At 40.3% G+C, this 17621-nt stretch carries 14 protein-coding genes, 1 pseudogene and 1 other annotated feature (1 of these 16 running past the window's edge); all 15 genes and pseudogenes read left to right on the top strand.

All coding sequences use genetic code 11. The annotated features are described in order from the left end of the window. Positions 1-165: 165 nt before the first annotated feature. The 15 genes and pseudogenes from CM240_RS06810 to CM240_RS06740 all read left to right on the top strand — a co-directional run bounded on the left by CM240_RS06810 (position 166) and on the right by CM240_RS06740 (position 16986). Positions 166-2622, top strand: a complete 2457-nt coding sequence (locus CM240_RS06810) for a phage tail protein (protein WP_044037660.1) — start codon at positions 166-168, stop codon at positions 2620-2622. Positions 2623-2637: 15 nt separating this feature from the next. Beyond that, positions 2638-3411: a distal tail protein Dit gene (locus CM240_RS06805; protein ID WP_044037658.1), complete on the top strand. Its 774-nt coding sequence runs from the start codon at positions 2638-2640 to the stop codon at positions 3409-3411. A gap of 5 nt (positions 3412-3416) precedes the next feature. Further along, entirely contained in the window at positions 3417-5936 is a 2520-nt protein-coding gene (locus CM240_RS06800) for a phage tail spike protein (RefSeq protein ID WP_044037656.1), read from the top strand. 222 nt (positions 5937-6158) lie between these two features. Next, the gene (locus CM240_RS06790) at positions 6159-6728 is read left to right on the top strand and encodes a hypothetical protein (protein WP_044037652.1); all 570 of its coding nucleotides are present in this window, start codon (positions 6159-6161) and stop codon (positions 6726-6728) included. Continuing rightward, positions 6725-9193, top strand: coding sequence for a glycosyl hydrolase family 18 protein (locus tag CM240_RS06785; RefSeq protein WP_044037650.1), 2469 nt, complete (start codon positions 6725-6727; stop codon positions 9191-9193). Before CM240_RS06790 ends, CM240_RS06785 begins: the two co-directional genes overlap by 4 nt. An 84-nt stretch (positions 9194-9277) precedes the next feature. Then, a complete protein-coding gene (locus tag CM240_RS06780) occupies positions 9278-9694 on the top strand; it encodes a phage holin family protein (protein WP_044037648.1) in 417 nt (138 codons plus the stop codon). Next, complete coding sequence (locus CM240_RS06775) at positions 9691-10392, top strand: N-acetylmuramoyl-L-alanine amidase (RefSeq protein ID WP_044037646.1); 702 nt, start codon at positions 9691-9693, stop codon at positions 10390-10392. Before CM240_RS06780 ends, CM240_RS06775 begins: the two co-directional genes overlap by 4 nt. 197 nt (positions 10393-10589) lie before the next feature. Continuing rightward, positions 10590-10829 (top strand): SHOCT domain-containing protein, encoded by a 240-nt coding sequence (locus CM240_RS06770; RefSeq protein WP_084485389.1) that lies wholly within the window; start codon positions 10590-10592, stop codon positions 10827-10829. A gap of 61 nt (positions 10830-10890) precedes the next feature. Further along, positions 10891-12453, top strand: coding sequence for a recombinase family protein (locus CM240_RS06765; RefSeq protein WP_044037644.1), 1563 nt, complete (start codon positions 10891-10893; stop codon positions 12451-12453). After that, positions 12454-12867, top strand: a complete 414-nt coding sequence (locus CM240_RS06760) for a recombinase family protein (RefSeq protein WP_044037642.1) — start codon at positions 12454-12456, stop codon at positions 12865-12867. It abuts the gene before it with no gap. A gap of 3 nt (positions 12868-12870) precedes the next feature. After that, a complete protein-coding gene (locus CM240_RS06755; protein ID WP_044037640.1) occupies positions 12871-14442 on the top strand; it encodes a recombinase family protein in 1572 nt (523 codons plus the stop codon). Positions 14443-14614: 172 nt separating this feature from the next. After that, positions 14615-14683 (top strand): annotated as a pseudogene (locus CM240_RS18215) (TetR/AcrR family transcriptional regulator); the annotation flags it as partial. Positions 14684-14731: 48 nt separating this feature from the next. After that, the gene (locus CM240_RS06750) at positions 14732-15154 is read left to right on the top strand and encodes a hypothetical protein (RefSeq protein WP_229059762.1); all 423 of its coding nucleotides are present in this window, start codon (positions 14732-14734) and stop codon (positions 15152-15154) included. Positions 15155-15167: 13 nt separating this feature from the next. Further along, positions 15168-16058, top strand: a complete 891-nt coding sequence (gene mle / locus CM240_RS06745; protein WP_211101838.1) for an alpha/beta fold macrolide esterase — start codon at positions 15168-15170, stop codon at positions 16056-16058. Positions 16059-16086: 28 nt separating this feature from the next. After that, entirely contained in the window at positions 16087-16986 is a 900-nt protein-coding gene (locus CM240_RS06740) for an Mph(B) family macrolide 2'-phosphotransferase (protein ID WP_044037638.1), read from the top strand. A gap of 603 nt (positions 16987-17589) precedes the next feature. Further along, positions 17590-17621: a binding site (T-box leader), on the top strand; it runs 183 nt beyond the window's last position.

The following is a 17621-nucleotide window of genomic DNA, read 5'->3' as shown; positions in this document are numbered from 1 at the left end:
GCATCTTAACCGTACTGAGGAAGAAACATGGCTCACACCATTAGGGCTTCTCATGGACTTGTGGGATTGTCATCGCCAGTTCTTGGGACTTGCTAACCGGAAGCGAGAACTCTTCATTGAGGACATAATCCCCGAAGGATTGAATTAGAAAGGAGGCGTTTACATATGGCTGATAATTTTGGCTTAAAGATTGGCATTGAGGGAGAAAAAGAGTTTAAGAACGCCCTTCGTGATATCAATCAGTCCTTTAAGGTTCTAGGTAGTGAGATGAAACTCGTGTCCTCGGAATTTGATAGAAATGATAAAAGTGTTCAGGCGATAACCGCTCGAAATGAAGTTTTGAACAAGGCCATTGAGGCACAAAAGGATAAAATCTCTACGCTGGAAGCCGCTCTAAAAAATGCTTCTGAGAGTTTTGGCGAGAACGATAGACGTACACAAAATTGGGCTATTCAGCTGAATAATGCAAAAGCTCAACTTAACGATATGGAACGAGAGCTAGAAGAGACTGCTGATGAAGCAGATGATCTTGGAGAGGAACTTGAGGATACAGGTAATAGTGCAGATGAAGCCGGTAGCAAGTTTGAGAAGCTAGGCGGTGTCCTTAAAGGCATTGGTGTGGCGATGGGTACAGTTGCTGTTGCAGCAGGAGCTGCTGCTATAAAGCTAGGGAAAGAGGTAGTTACTCAGTTCGGGGAGTTAGAACAGAATCTCGGTGGCTCTGAGGCGGTATTTGGTCAATATGCCACATCCATTCAAAAAACTGGTGAAGAGGCTTACAAAAATCTAGGTGTTTCCCAAAGTGAGTATCTTGCTACGGCAAACAAAATGGGTGCATTGTTTCAAGGCTCTGGTATACAGCAACAGAGAAGTCTTGAGCTAACTGAAAAGGCTATGCAACGAGCGGCGGATATGGCATCTGTTATGGGTATCGATATGTCCTCTGCACTGGAGGCGGTCACAGGTGCGGCAAAGGGTAACTTTGATATGATGGATAACCTGGGTGTTGCTATGAACGCTACCAATATCGAAGCCTACGCACTTGCAAAAGGGCTGGATTTCACTTGGAACACCGCAACACAAGCGGAAAAAGCTGAAGTAGCCATGCAGATGTTCTTTGAGAACACAGAGCAGTATGCAGGCAACTTTGCCCGTGAATCAACAGAAACCGTCACAGGTTCGCTGGGTCTACTCCAAGCCGCACTCGGCTCGTTTACAGCAGGACTTGGCAATGCCGATGCAGATATGACGAATTTGACACAGAATCTTGTAGATGCATTCCAATCGGTTGTTGCTAATATTGTCCCAGTTTTAGAGAATATCGTAACTGCATTACCTACGGCAACAGGTGCGATATTATCAGCGGTAGGCGACTTGCTTCCTATGCTTCTTGGCACTGTAACAGAACTGTTTTCTCAAGTACTGGAGGCAATTCTGAATCTTTTACCAGAACTTATTCCAGCTACTGTTGAAGCTGTAATGACGATTGTTGGGGCATTGATCGATAATCTTCCACTCCTGATTAATGCCGCAGTGGAACTGGTCACTGCACTTGTAGAAGGCATCGGTTTGGCTTTACCACAACTCATACCAGCAACGGTTCTTGCAGTTACACAGATTGTACAAGGATTAACTGACAACTTGCCAATGATACTGGAGGCAGCCTTTCAGCTTATTATGGGGCTTGCCCAAGGTCTAATTGACGCTATTCCGCAGTTAATTGCCGCATTACCCGCCATCATTACCGCTTTAGTTGACTTTATCATTGGCGCCATTCCGCAGATTATCGATGCAGGTATACAGCTTTTGGTGTCACTAGTTGAAGCATTGCCGGAAATCATTGCAGCAATAGTTGCTGCAATCCCACAGATAATTGATGGTTTAGTTACGGCGATACTTGGCTCAATCCCCCAAATAATTGATGCCGGGGTGAATCTGTTGATTGCCTTAATTCAAAATTTACCAATCATCATTACTATTGTGGTGGCAGCGATACCTAAGATTATTACCTCGCTTGTCAATGCAATTATTGGCAGTATCCCGCAGATAATTCAGGCGGGTATACAACTTTTAGTATCACTGATTAAAAACCTACCTACTATTATCGTAGAGGTTGTCAAAGCTGTCCCACAGATAATCACAGCTTTAGTTAAGGGTTTTACGGGTTCAATTGGGCAGATGGCTCAAGTTGGTGGCAATCTCATCAAGGGTCTATGGCAGGGAATCTCTGATGCGGGTGCATGGCTCTGGGGGAAAATATCCGGCTTCTTCGGTGGTGTGGTGGATAAAATCAAAAACTTCTTTGGCATCCGCTCACCTTCTGCACTTTTTGCAGGACTTGGTGACAATATGGCACAGGGGCTTGGGCAAGGCTTTGAGAAGACGATGGCGCAGGTTGGTGAGGATATGCAAAACGATATCCCCACAGACTTTGACACACCAGGTATAAACCTTAGTAGCTCTATCAATGGGTCAGTCGGTACTGGGGGCTTTGGTGGTTCGCTTATCACCATACAGCAGATGATAGTTCGATCCGAGGACGATATCCGCAGGATTTCACAGGAACTGTACAACTTGATGGAAACTGGCTCGAGGGCGCAAGGACGCTTCAATCCCGCTTAAGGAAGGAGGATGAAAATGGGGTTCACATTTAACGGCATATCATCGCAATCAATGAGTATCAAGGCTAGGCTGACATACTGGCAAGCATCACCCTCATTGCGAAACTCCTTTGTAACGATACCTGGCAAGCCCGGTGTAGCTGACTTTGGCAGCGATATTGCAGAGAAAATAATCACAGTTCATTGCAATGTCTACCCACAATATAAATTTTCTAAACTGGTATCTGTTATGGATAGCCTTGCTGAATGGCTAAATCCTGAACGTGGGGTGCAACAACTCGTTTTAGACGATGTACCTGACCGTTATTTTACTGCTCGTCTGTCAGAAGCTGTGGACTGTGACAGACTCATTCTTTCAGCCGGTGCATTTGATTTGAAGTTTGTTTGCCCAGATCCTCATGCCTACGCTTTAACGGATGAAACCTATAGCATATCGGTCATGGGAGAAAGTACCGTTACAAGGCTTAAAGGGAATGCCGACTCTGAGCCTGTGTACTTGGTAAAAGGAATAATTCCATCAGGAACAAACACATATGTTTCCATTCAGACTAACAATGAAGAAATTCGTGTTATTGGCCCTTTGTATGATGGTGAAACATTAATCATTGATACAGGAAAGGTCACAGCAAAGGTCGTTGATACTAGCGGCGAAACACTCCGTAACGGTCTACCGCTTATGCAAGAACTCAATTTCCCTGTACTTCGTAAGGGTAACAATACTGTGACGATTACTCCTGTAGGAGCGGATTTTACGGAACTTAAAATACAAGCAAAAAGCCGATGGAGGTGATGCAAATGGCAATTAAATCAATATTGACATCACAAACTGACTTTACGGGTGAGTTTCCTGTAAGTGAGAATACCCTTGCCCTTTGGCGATTCAATGAGTCTGGACCTGACTCCGATGTTAAACTTGTAGATGCGAGTGGCCACGGTCGGCACGTCACTATATCGGGATGGTCTGGAACATCGGCAAGTCTCCCAAGCGGTCGTTATGGACGATTTTTTCGTCAGAATATTGTTAATCCGACATCAGAGAAAACCTACTTGATTGCAAAGAATGATGGTACATTTTTCTCCAATTTAGGCGATAAAATCGCAGTAGGTGGATGGATAAACCCAACTACCTACTCTGTAGGACAGACCTTTATTCCGCTGTTTAATACAAGACAAGGTCCGGGTCAACCTATTCTATACTTGTCCCTGTACCAGGGCAGACCTCGAATGATGTTATATAACTCTTCTGGTTCACTGATTCTCGACCAGAGTGAAACACCAAGTTTTAACATGGTTAATGGTGGGTGGTACTTTATTGCAGCAATTATTGAAGTGAATGCCAAGACATCGCAGTTTATTCTTTGTAACCGAGCAGACGCAACGGTCTGGATTGCACCCAAACGGACATTCACGGGAACATTAAACCCATCTTGCACAGCCGATATTGTGATTGGAATGCATGCAAATCAGTATTATTATGCAGGTGGATTTGATGATTGGTTCATTGAAGTGAATTCACAGCTTACAATTGAGGGTTTAGAACGACATTTCAAGCAGTCAATGCTTGCCAACGGTGGTGATACCAGTGGTGCGGTTGATGCTATAACAGAGCCAGGTGTGGTAACACTCCTCAAGGATACTAACAACAGATATCCTGAAAGTGGGCAGCTTACGACTATAGCTGCAGAATGTTCTCTTGCAGGTAGTGGTCGGGTGTCTGTAACCTCGGAATATACTGCAGGTGTGACTTCTATTTCTACTATAGAGACGGCTACGTCAGACGATTTGCAGGATTGGTCGGCGTGGCAGGAGGTGGGTTCCAACGGTGAACTGGTTTCTCCAAACCGTAACTTTATTCGTTATAGGATTACACTTTCAACTATTGATCCCTTGGTTACACCGAGACTTTTGGATATCACACTTCACGACATACCGAAAGCTCCATATGAAAAACTGGGTTTTGCTAGGCCTGTCGTGCTGGACGAGAATGGCGCATGGGAAGCAGTACTTGAAAATGCATATGACATCATCGTAACGGGAGAGATTAATGGCGCAGATACTTTGGAATTCAAACTGCCATGGAATGATAACAAACGTGTATATTTAGATAATGAAAAACAGGTTCAGGTTGCACATGACATTTATCGCATAAGGACACTGACAGATGAAAAAGGAGCAGATGGAACAGGGATTCTGACCACTGTATATGCGGAAGCAGCATTTTATGATTTGACCTTTTCAGATGAAAAACAGCCGCGAGAGTTTAATGCCGATTTACCCTCTGTTCCAATGAGTTATGCGTTGGAAGGCACAGGATGGTCTCTTGGTGTAGTTGATGTCACTACCAAACGGACATGGCAATGCCAAGAGAAGAATGCATTGGCCATACTCAGAATGACGCAACAGATTCACGGTGGAGACTTAGTATTTGATAGTCGAAACCGTCTTGTAAATTTACTTACATTTAGTGGTAGAGATAGTGGTGCATTATTTGCCTATAAGAAAAACCTTACAGGTATCAAGAGAGTTGTTGATACCCGCTCTCTGGTGACAAGGTTATATGCCCATGGTAAAGATGGCATGACCTTTGCCACGATCAATAGTGGCAATGAATATGTAGAAAACTATGAATATTGCAATGAGGTGCGGGTTTCAACACTCGATCTTTCGAATTTCACAAATCCTTATCAAATGCTTGAGTTTACGAATATGCGACTCGCAGAATTTTCAAAGCCCCGTGTTTCCTATGTGCTATCAGCGATGGATTTGTCTGTGCTGACAGGTTATGAGCATGAAAGGTGGTCACTTGGCGACATTGTGACGGTGGATGATAGAGATTTGAATCTTACTATCAAAACAAGGGTTGTTCGCAGACAATACAATCTTCAGGAGCCATGGAAAACTGTACTTGAATTATCATCAAAACTTCGTGAACTTGGTGATACGTCTTCTAGCATTCTCGCTGATCAGCTCGACCAAAGCAACCTCATTGGGCAGGAAATCAAAGATATGGTGCCGTTTAACCATCTGCGTAATAGTAGAGCAGACGATGGCTTTGCTTACTGGCAGAATTCAGGTTTTGAGGTGGACACTGAAAAAGGTGTGACAGGTACAGCTTCATTTAAAGCGGTAGGTTCTGCAACCTCTACAAAAAGTATGGCTCAAACAGTATATCCTGCATCCCGCCGTAACTACACCATATCAGCACAAATAGGATCAGATAATCTCCAAAAAGGTATAGATGGACAAGTGGGTATCGAGGTAGTATTTGAGTTTGAAGATGGAACTACTGAAACGAGATTTATTGACCTGTTTTAAGAAAGGATGGTGATTGATTTGGCTGTATTTCAACAAATTGCTCGTGATGCAACACCTAAAGGGTATGGAACGCTTCACTCTATCACCATTCGGTTGGTAGTTTCAAACTGCACGGGAGAAGTATATTTCACTGACATTATGCTGCAGGCAGGTTCTATAGCCACTGGCTGGGTCGGTCATGTATGCGAAATCAAGTGGACGAACGACGGGTAGGTGATGGCTATGCAGGAAAGCAATTTTATACGTTTCGCGGAAGTCATAAAAGTAAAATCAGAAAAGCGTATAGTTAGTATTACTGTGCGTCCCCTTATTACCAACTGTACGGGTTCGATTTATTTCACCGACCTACAACTTCAGGAGGGTGACAAGCTGACAGGATACACGCTACACACGGAAACGTTCCTAAAGCATTCGCCTAATCCGGTACGTTTCCACAATGGTGTAGTCCGTAGTGGAGACACAATCATTATTTTTAACCTCGGAGAAACTTCAAGCGGGCTAGATTGTTATATCTACCCCCTGCAAGCTATGGAAGCTGGTAGTATTCAGCTTTCACAGGGGATGGGTTCACATAAGGTAAAATTTGATTCAGAGGCTTACCCAGGTGATGAATTTGCACTTAAGGCTTCAACAAGAGAGTGTTTGAGAAACGGCTATCCCACGCCGAAACATGGATTCTTTCAATACACAGCCGCTACCGACAGTAAGCACCAAGTAAAGCTACAAGACAGAAAATCTGCTAGGGTATATTTCGAATACAAAGAAATGCTGAAAGGGGATCTGCGTCCATGAAAGATTATATTAAGGGTAAACGCTGTATGGTATGGTCCTTCATGGGCAATGCTCGGATGTATCAGGCTTTGAACGATTACGGTGACCGTTTAGATACTGTTGGTATTTTCACTTTTGAGGTAGACATCACAGGCACGATAACGGAAACAGGTACTAGCGTTTCTTCCCTTACTCCATATCGTACAAAGTGGCCACATATCAAATGGTTACTTACCATTATGAACCATGGGACAGAGAGCATATTTACGGCTCTGAGAAATAACGAAGGTGGTGCAAAGTCGAAATTCCTCTCAGAAATAGTGCGTATTATGAACAAATACCCTTGGTGTGCAGGTGTAGATATCGATTTAGAGCGCGGTGGCGGATTTGAGAACCGTGCTGCCGCAAATGCTCTATTCGCTGATATATACTCGACTGTTAAAAACTATGATTCATCAAAACTGGTCAATATCTGCTTACCTGGAATGACGGGTGTGCAAGGATCAGTTGGTGGAGAAAATTGGTGTGTTTATGCCGACCTTAACGATTATTGTGATACGGCAGCAATCATGAGTTATGGCATGGCATGGGCAGGTTCAGCTCCAGGTCCAGTATCACCAAGGAGCTGGCTTGAAGGTATCTACAATTATGCTATTACAGCTATGTCACCACAAAAAGTATATATGGGTTTACCTGGTTACGGTTGGAATTGGCAGATTTACGACTATCCATCCAACCTAGGTAAGACTTATCGCGGTACATCGAACACTTACTATGCAGCTAAGAACTGGATGACTGGGGTGTATAACTTTACAAATGATCAGCCTCCACAACCATTTATCCCAATCATTGCCTACTGGGATGATCACGATAAAGTACCATGGGCGCTGCCACATGTCTACGATTATATGGAAGGCTGGGACGCAGTATCACGAGAAGCTCCTATTATTGCTGAAACATATAATCGGCGAAAATATCTTACTTGTTACGGGAAAACACAAAAGTCGGAGTTTGGAACTATATATGTTAACCGAGATGGTGAACCGAACAGCTACACAGATGGTGTTGTGGTTGGTAATGGAATGATCACTCTTTCGTCAAGTGAAGGTAAAGCGGAGTACAACTTTACAATTGACAAATCAGGTACTTATGATGTAGTTGTACAGCTTTGCTTTCCGTTCTGGGATAAGAATGGTATCACAATTGCACTTGACGGTACAGTGGTTAGCTACTCAGAGAATCGTCTATGGTGGCCATACTGGAGGAAAACTTATTGGGCAGAACTTGCCACTAATGTAAATCTCCTAGCAGGAACACATAGCATTACGATTGAAGGTGGTGTAGTTGGTACTCAATTTTATGGTTTCCGGGTTTGTTCTAATTTTAGTGAACATCCTTCTGCTGGAGAGGCAACCTTCAGTTTATCTCCACGAAGCTTTAAAGACGTAAATGGTAACATGGCTGTTCCAGACAAAGGGTTTAAGCTTACTACAGAGGTTTTGCGCCGTAAGCCGGATTCAGCGTTAGCTTGGTATGAAGACTTTAGAGATCCCGTCATCCTGCCAGAAAGCTACTGGCAGACGTTATCGGGGAGTTGGAGTGTATGGCAAAATCCTGAAGACAATGGCAATCGTCCGTATTCTCAGCTTGAAGGAAGTGGTCAGCTTGCTTGGAAATACGATAGCTTTCGTGATGTGCATATCCGTGCTAGAATTGCCTTTCCTATGAATGGTAGCGGAAGAGCAGGGATATTTTGTGGGAATGTGTTTTGCTGTATCAACATTGACACCCAACAAGTGGAGCTATACCAAGGCTCTACATTACTTGGTAGTTATCCGGCAAGTTACTATAAGACTTCAGATGCTGACATTCGCACCAATCCGAATATGTATCTCATTGAAATGAGGAAACGTGGAAATAAGGTGCGTGTCTACTCTGGGAATTCCAACACACTTCGTTTTACTGCAAACATCTCAAGTACGGGTGGCTATTGTGGTATTCAGTCCGATGGGCAAATTAAATGTGAACTTCTCCGCTTAGGCGATGCATGGACTTATGAACCTTACGAAGCCTTTGATGTCACCATGCCAGACGGATCACTTATGCAGTATGGCAGAATTGCTAGGAATGGTGTAACTTGGGATAGTAAGTTTCATGTATTTACTCTTACAGCTGATGTAGAGGAAGCCTCCACCAGAAGTGAGGATATTTCCATGGATTATGACTTTTATCATAGTAATCTCTTGCAGATACCATGCAATGCAGATTATACAGCGAAGGTTATACCAAAGGACATAAACGTCTGGATATCTCGGTTGTTTCTCGGTGATGCAGATGGCTTTTCAATTTTGTACTATCAAGATGTGGATTCGCTGGTCTACTGGTCAAACGAAGCGGCTTATCGTTGGGACCTACGGGGTATTGCTATCTGGTCATTGGGACAGGAAGATATGCGGCTATGGGAAGCTTTGCCAAAACAAATATAGAGGAAAAATAAACTATACAAGTATACGCTTGCCTATTTCGGTTGGCGTTTTTTTATGTAATCAAAATGATAGGAGGTTAAGATAATGAAGGAAATTTGGAACTGGATTCAAGTGACATTTGCTGTTGTTGGTGGTTGGCTCGGATATTTTCTCGGAGGATGGGACGGATTTTTATATGCTTTACTTACTTTTGTTGTGATTGATTACATCACAGGTTTGATGTGTGCTGTGCTTGATAAGAAGCTATCCAGTGAGGTAGGCTTTCGCGGCATATTCAAGAAAGTACTCATCTTTTCACTGGTAGCAATCGGTCACATTATTGATAAAAACGTTATTGGAGATGGCTCTGTTATACGAACAGCGGTCATCTTTTTTTATCTTTCAAATGAAGGCATATCCATACTTGAAAATGCTGTTCATGTTGGTCTGCCTGTGCCACAGAAACTCAAGGATATATTAGAGCAGCTTCACAACAGAAGCGACAAGGAGGACTATAAATGAATCTACGTAAATTAATACTTACGAACAATGCCTGCTACAAGGCAGGTAAAACAATAAAACCGAAGGGTATAATGGTTCACTCAACAGGGGCTAACAACCCAAACCTAAAACGCTACGTTGGTCCAGACGATGGCTTGCTAGGAAAGAACCAGTATAACAACCATTGGAATCAAAGCAAACCTGGAGGGCGTGAAGTCTGCGTCCATGCCTTTATTGGTAAATTAGCAGATGGATCTATTGCCACCTATCAAACATTGCCTTGGAATCATCGTGGTTGGCATGCTGGAGGAGCTGCTAATAATTCCCATATTGGTTTTGAAATTTGCGAGGACGGTTTGACCGATGCCTCGTATTTTTCTGCTGTTTATAAGGAAGCTGTGGAGCTTTGTGTATATCTTTGCAAACTTTATGGGTTTAGTGAAAGAGATATCATTTGTCATAGCGAAGGTTATAAACGAGGCATTGCCAGTAATCATGCAGACGTGATGCACTGGTTTCCTAAGCATGGGAAGAGTATGGACACCTTTCGAGCGGATGTAAAGAAACTATTAAGTGCCGAAAATAAACCAGCAGACACGGTGAATAAGAAATATTACCGTGTGCAGATCGGTGCTTATTCTGTTAAAGCAAATGCTGAGGCACAGCTTGCCAAAGCTAAAAAAGCAGGCTTTACGGATGCATTTATTAAGTATGATTAATCAAATAGAGCAGGTAAAAAAACAGTATTTCTTAAATTTCATCAAGCCTCTCAAATAAAATATTAAACTATTAAATTTAAGTAGCCTGTGAGGGTTCTTCCCTTGCAGGCTCTTTTTTTATGCCTTGATTTAATTAAATTCTACAAATCCTCAACTTCGACCTGTTCCCACGGCTATTAGGTAGGAGGTGATTCCTAGTGAATCAGCACGAGAATAAAAAAGTTACGAAGATCTCGGATGAGGTTATAGACAAAAGCACCACCGCACTTAAGAGAGTTTCACAGGAACAGTTACAACGTGAGTTTGATTATATCCAGGCAGAAAAGTTGCTGAGAAAGATGCTCGAAAAAGGCTTAATAACTGAAGTGGAATTTAACAAGATAGATGCACTCAACCGCCAAACTTTCTCCCCTTTTTTAGCTGAGATAATGCCCTGAAATCCTTGATATATAAGGGTTTCAGAGGTAATATGTGACATACCAAGAAGGAGGTGAGAGGATGAAAAAGATAACGAAAATAGAAGGGAATCTAGCCAACTCTTTTATTAAGGCAAAAATGCGAGTAGTTGCCTACTGCCGAGTTTCAACAGATAGTAATGAACAGCTAGTCAGCTTGCAAGCACAAAAGGCCCATTATGAGACCTACATAAAGGCGAATCCGGAATGGGAATATGCAGGCTTATATTATGACGAGGGAATCAGCGGCACGAAAAAGGAAAACCGCTCTGACCTACTTAGAATGTTATCAGACTGTGAAACTGGGAGAATTGACCTAATCATTACAAAGTCCATCAGCCGATTTGCGAGAAATACTACAGACTGCTTGGAGATGGTTCGAAAACTGATAGACCTTGGGGTTCATATCTATTTTGAGAAGGAAAACATCAATACGGGTTTAATGGAAAGTGAATTGATGCTCTCCATTTTAAGTGGGCTTGCAGAAAGTGAGTCAATTTCCATTTCTGAAAATACGAAGTGGGCCATTCAAAGACGATTTCAAAACGGAACCTTTAAAATTTCCTACCCACCATATGGGTATCAAAACATTGACGGTCAGATGATAGTAAACCTCAAGCAGGCTGAAGTTGTGAAGTATATTTTTGCAGAAGTATTATCGGGCAAAGGTACACAGAAAGTTGCAAATGATCTTAATCAAAAAGGTATCCCATCAAAAAGAGGTGGCCGTTGGACGGCTACTACCATTCGAGGGATTCTGACCAATGAAAAATATACTGGCGATGTTATTTTGCAAAAGACTTATACTGACAGCCATTTTAACAGGCACACCAATTACGGTGAGAAAAATATGTACCTAGTAGAAAACCATCATGAGGCAATTATCAGCCATGAAGATTTTGAAGCTGTGGATGCCGTTCTCAATCAGAGAGCAAAGGAAAAAGGCATCGAAAAGCGCAACAGCAAATATTTAAACCGATATGCTTTCTCTAGCAAAATTATCTGCTCGGAGTGTGGCAGTACTTTCAAAAGACGGGTTCATTCATCTAGAAGAAAATACATTGCTTGGTGCTGCAGTAAGCATATAAGCAATATAACGGAATGTTCTATGCAGTTCATTCGAGATGAAGATATAAAGACTGCATTTGCCACAATGATGAATAAACTCATTTTTGGTCACAAGTTCATATTAAGGCCACTTTTGGATGAGTTGCGCAGCAAGAATAATGCGAAAAGTTTTCGTAGAATCGAAGAGTTGGAAACTAAAATTGTAAACAACATGGAGCAGAGCCAGGTACTGACAGGTTTAATGGCCAAAGGGTATCTGGAACCTGCTCTGTTTAATAAAGAAAAGAATGCACTGGAGGCAGAAAGAGAAAGGTTTCTTGCCGAAAAGGATCAACTTACTCGTTCCGTCAATGGCAATATTGCAAAGGTAGATGAGGTTGACCGTCTGCTTAAGTTTGCCACTAAGTCCAAAATGCTCACAGCTTATGAGGATGAGTTGTTTGAAAATTACGTAGAGAAGATTATTGTTTTTTCACGAGAGAAAGTCGGATTTGAATTAAAATGTGGAATCACATTGAAGGAAAGGTTGGTGAATTAGATGGGTCACACACCCTATGGATATAGAATTGAAGATGGAAAGGCTGTTGTAGATGATAAAGCAGCAGAACAAGTAAAAGAGTTATTTTCAGGTTACTTGTCAGGATTATCCTTGAAGAATGCTGCAATAAAAGCTGGGATAGATTGCTACCATGCCACAGTAAGTAGGATGCTACAGAACAAGCAATACCTTGGAGACGAATTCTATCCTCCAATTATTGATGAGGAGATATTTGAAAAAGCAAGGTTAGAAAAACAAAAGCGAGCAGAAAAACTTGGACGGATATGGGAGCCTAAAGATGTACCAAAAACGGATTATCCTGTAAAGTTCAAAGCAAAACCTCTGGTACAAAAATATGACGATCCATATAAGCAGGCAGAATATGCTTACAGTTTGATAGAAAGTGAGGTGTAACAAGTGGCAGTGAGTAGAAATGTCACAGTGATTCCGGCAATTAAACGAGTCGGAAATAATAAAACTAGTGAGAGCAAACCCAAAATACGAGTGGCTGCTTACTGTCGTGTTTCAACGGATAGTGAGGAGCAGGCTTCAAGTTATGAAATTCAGATTGAACATTATACAAACTATATTAAGAAAAACAAGGAATGGGAATTGGCAGGGATTTTTGCGGATGATGGTATCACAGGTACAAATACCAAAAAGCGTGAAGAGTTCAACCGCATGATTGAGGAATGTATGGCAGGAAAAATAGACATGATCATTACAAAATCCATCAGCCGATTTGCCAGAAACACGTTAGACTGCCTTAAATACATCCGTCAGTTAAAAGATAAAAACATCGCTGTATTCTTTGAAAAAGAAAATATCAACACCATGGATTCCAAGGGTGAAATTATGCTGACTATTATGGCTTCCCTTGCCCAACAGGAAAGCCAATCCTTAAGTCAGAACGTTAAGCTGGGCATTCAGTATCGATATCAACAAGGTGAAGTCCAGGTCAACCATAAGCGTTTCCTTGGATACACCAAGGATGAAAACAAGCAACTAGTCATCGACCCCGAGGGTGCAGAGGTTGTTAAACGGATTTATAGAGAGTACCTTGAAGGAGCTAGTCTTTTACAAATATCAAGAGGACTAGAAGCAGACGGTATTCTTACAGCGGCAGGCAAAGCCAAATGGAGACCAGAAACACTAAAAAAGATATTGCAGAATGAAAAGTACATCGGTGATGCCCTTCTACAAAAGACATATACGGTTGATTTCCTTTCTAAAAAGCGGGTCAAGAATAACGGCATCGTTCCCCAGTATTATGTAGAAAACAGCCATGAGCCGATTATTCCAAGGGAGCTTTTTATGCAAGTTCAAGAAGAGATGGTTCGAAGAGCAAATCTTCGTGGCCGCAAAGGCGGTAAAAAGCGAGTCTATAGCAGCAAGTATGCTTTATCGAGTATTGTTTACTGCGGACACTGCGGCGATATTTACCGACGGGTACATTGGAATAACAGAGGCTACAAGTCTATTGTTTGGAGATGTGTCAGTCGTTTAGAGGAAAAAGGCTCTGAATGCACTGCTCCTACCATAAACGAGGAAACATTGCAGACAGCAGTGGTCAAGGCTATTAACGAGCTTTTGGCTAACAAAGAACCCTTCCTCTCAACCTTGCAGAAAAACATAGCTACTGTATTTAATGAAGAAAATGATAATGCCACCGATGATATTGATGGCAAATTGGAAGAATTACAACAACAGCTTCTTATACAAGCAAAGTCCAAGAATGACTATGAAGATGTGGCTGATGAAATTTACCGCCTTCGAGAATTAAAGCAAAATGCACTAGTTGAAAATGCAGAGCGAGAAGGAAAAAGGCAACGAATAGCTGAAATAACTGATTTCTTGAATGAACAATCCTACGAGTTGGAGGAATATAATGAGCAGTTAGTAAGGCGTCTCATTGAAAAGGTTACGATATATGAAGATAAGCTCACCGTTGAATTCAAATCAGGAATCGAAATTGATATAGAAATATAACCTTTGTGTTAAAACAAAACTAAATTTACTTGATTTTTATATCCCTCCATGCTAACATAAAAACAAATGAATATTTTGTTTTTATGTTTTTATATGGAGGTACATTATGTTATGGCTAAATTTACAGAGTTAGAAAAAGAAAAAATTCGAAAGGAATTGCTTAAAGTTTCCTATCGTTTTTTTTATAGATAAAGGTTTTAAAAGTACATCTCTTGAGGATATTACTTCATCAGTCGGCATTGCAAAGAGTTCTTTTTATATATTTTTCGAATCAAAAGAAATGCTATATATGGAATTGTTAGCGCATGAGGGAGAACAAATTGAAAAGCAGGTTTGGCCAAAAGTTTTGGCTGCTAATGATATACGTTCAGCTATAAAGATATATTTAAATGAGATGGCTTTAGAACTAGAAACAAAGATTTTAACTCAAAGACTGGTTTACGACATTGAGGAGTATAAACTTGTTTCAAGAAAACTAAATCCAGAGTATGTTGGTTCGGAGCATCTAAGAAGTATTGTTCCTCTTATGGAGTTTATAAAGTCGCGTCAAAACTCTAAGGAGGTTATCGATGAAGACCCAGGCGTTATAGCTGGAGTTTTAAGATCGGCATTACTAATAGGCTCTCAAAAAGGAGATTTGCAGCAATATAATTATGAAAAAATTAGAGAGTTATTATTCGAGGCGGTTACTAATCAAATTACTCGACCTTAATGGGGTATAGGTAATGATAATTTCAGATGAAAGTAAGAAAGTGGTGATATTTATGACGGAAAAAATAATTCACTTTAATAATGTTCATATCTGTACTGAGAGCTTTGGAGATATTAATAATCCAACAATCTTGTTAATTATGGGAGCTACTGCATCAATGATCTATTGGGAAGAAGACTTTTGTAAGAGATTAAGCAATAAAGGGTTTCATGTTATACGTTATGACAATAGAGATACAGGTAAATCAATTACTTACGCATATGGTCATCCAGAGTATACTTTTGAGGATTTGGCTGATGATGCAATTGAGGTACTAGATGCCTATAAGGTTGATAAGGCTCACATAGTTGGTATGTCTATGGGTGGAATTATTACGCAGATAATAGCTCTTAAACACCCAGACAGAGTTCTAACCATTTCATTAATTATGACATCAAATTTTGATTCTAATCTTCCTAAAAAGGATAGTAAAGTAACAGAAGCCTTAGGTGAGCTTAAAATTAAAAATTGGCAAGACAAAGATGAAGTGATAGAATGCTTTATTAAAAAAAGTAAAGTTCTTGTCGGGTCTAAAAATATATTTGATGAAGAGAAAATAAGAAGGCTGAATGAAGAGGAATTTAATAGAGCTAGTAATTTGCAGAGTATAGATAATCATGGATTTATTAGAGGTTGGGGTTTGTATTTATCTAGAACCAGCGAAATTAATGTTCCTACACTTGTAATTCACGGAACAGAAGACCCTATTATACCCTATGAGCATGGAGTTTATCTTTCTGAAGTTATACCAAATGCTGTATTGGTTACCTTAGAGGGTGCTGGGCATGAGCTTCACTATAATGATTGGGATAAGATTATTAATGCAATATCAAAGCGTGTATCGAGTTTTATAACTGAAATTTGAAAAAAGTTTTTAGATAGGAGTGATTTTAATGAGTAAAGATATGAAACAAATTAAGGAAATAACTAAAAAACATAATATTATTCTAAAGGAAGAAACAATGCAGTTTAATGAATCCGGGCTTGATTTTCAAGTTGTATTTGCACAAGATGAAAGTGGAATTGACTGGGTTCTAAGGTTGCCGAGGCGGGAAGATGTTATGCCTAGAACAAAGGTAGAAAAACAAGCATTAGATTTGGTTAATCAGTATGCGAAATCTTTTCAGGCACCAAATTGGATTATTTATACGGATGAGCTAATCGCTTACAAGAAGTTATCTGGTGTGCCAGCAGGAACTATAGACCATAATATAGGAAATTATGTTTGGGAAATAGATATTAACAATATTCCAGAATCATTCCACAAGTCTCTTGGTAGAGTGTTAGCAGAGCTTCATAGCATACCTAGTGATAAGGCTACAGAGCTTGGACTAGTAGTGCAAACCCCAGAAGAGGTAAGAATATCAATGAAGCAGCGTATGGATGATGTAAAAGCAAAGTTTGGTGTTGGTGAGAACCTATGGAACAGATGGCAGGCATGGATTAATGATGATGAAGTGTGGCCAATGAAAACTGGATTGATTCATGGAGATATTCATGCTGGCCATACTATGATTGATAAAGATGCTAATGTAATTGGATTAATCGACTGGACCGAAGCAAAGGTTACGGATATATCAAATGACTTTGTTTTTCATTATAAGGCTTTTGGAGAAGAGGGGCTAGAAGCTCTGATTTTTGCTTATAAAGAAGCTGGTGGATATTACTGGCCTAAGATGAAAGAGCATATTATTGAATTAGTTGCTGCATACCCAGTTTCAATTGCTGAGTTTGCAATTGTATCTGGTGTTGAAGACTATGCTCAGATGGCGAAGGAAGCGTTGGAAGTATAAGAGTCATTAGTGATGTAATGTAGTTATCGATATGTTCCCGTCTACCGATAGCCCCAAAAACGCAGTGGATATGTTTCCGAGAACGGGCATACTCAAATGACATTTATTCTGTCCTCTCGAGCCATGTTGAAAGTGTAGTTAAATTAGCTAGGAAGTAAGCTATTTAGCCAGGAATTTAATATGAGTATATTTCCACCTATTTTTCACCGCTTAGTGTGACTCTGGGTGGAAATTATTTTTTTATATAATGATTGTTTTAAGTAATTGTATATATTCAGTTGGAGTATTTTTTATAAACTAATTTTTGTTTTCTTTAAAAAGATACATATGAGTAAAAAGTATATTTTGTGTATTTATATACAAAATACCATCGGAGAAATAGGAAAGATATATTTTTGATTTATATTTTTATTAAATAAAAAAACAAATATGTTATTAAATTATTAGAAATATAATAAAAAAAATAAATTAGTTTTATGTTATAGAACATATGTGTTTCTATAAGACACATCTAATAAAAATCAATATTATGGTAAATTGAATAAATATACAAAAATATGTTGACAGTGCCAGTATTTTGATGTATTATATTACCAAGATGAATATTAGCTGTTGAAGAGAATAGTAACATTAGA

Source organism: Clostridium bornimense (assembly GCF_000577895.1).
Taxonomy (GTDB): Bacteria; Bacillota; Clostridia; order Clostridiales; family Clostridiaceae; genus Clostridium_AN; species Clostridium_AN bornimense.
Note: the sequence above shows the minus strand (reverse complement) of the source record. Positions and strands in the feature narration are given on the sequence as shown.

Coding starts and splice junctions, on each gene's coding strand:
- CM240_RS06810 (WP_044037660.1), top strand. CDS start 166: ATGGCTGATAATTTTGGCTTAAAGATTGGCATTGAGGGAGAAAAAGAG.
- CM240_RS06805 (WP_044037658.1), top strand. CDS start 2,638: ATGGGGTTCACATTTAACGGCATATCATCGCAATCAATGAGTATCAAG.
- CM240_RS06800 (WP_044037656.1), top strand. CDS start 3,417: ATGGCAATTAAATCAATATTGACATCACAAACTGACTTTACGGGTGAG.
- CM240_RS06790 (WP_044037652.1), top strand. CDS start 6,159: ATGCAGGAAAGCAATTTTATACGTTTCGCGGAAGTCATAAAAGTAAAA.
- CM240_RS06785 (WP_044037650.1), top strand. CDS start 6,725: ATGAAAGATTATATTAAGGGTAAACGCTGTATGGTATGGTCCTTCATG.
- CM240_RS06780 (WP_044037648.1), top strand. CDS start 9,278: ATGAAGGAAATTTGGAACTGGATTCAAGTGACATTTGCTGTTGTTGGT.
- CM240_RS06775 (WP_044037646.1), top strand. CDS start 9,691: ATGAATCTACGTAAATTAATACTTACGAACAATGCCTGCTACAAGGCA.
- CM240_RS06765 (WP_044037644.1), top strand. CDS start 10,891: ATGAAAAAGATAACGAAAATAGAAGGGAATCTAGCCAACTCTTTTATT.
- CM240_RS06760 (WP_044037642.1), top strand. CDS start 12,454: ATGGGTCACACACCCTATGGATATAGAATTGAAGATGGAAAGGCTGTT.
- CM240_RS06750 (WP_229059762.1), top strand. CDS start 14,732: ATGGAATTGTTAGCGCATGAGGGAGAACAAATTGAAAAGCAGGTTTGG.
- mle (WP_211101838.1), top strand. CDS start 15,168: ATGATAATTTCAGATGAAAGTAAGAAAGTGGTGATATTTATGACGGAA.
- CM240_RS06740 (WP_044037638.1), top strand. CDS start 16,087: ATGAGTAAAGATATGAAACAAATTAAGGAAATAACTAAAAAACATAAT.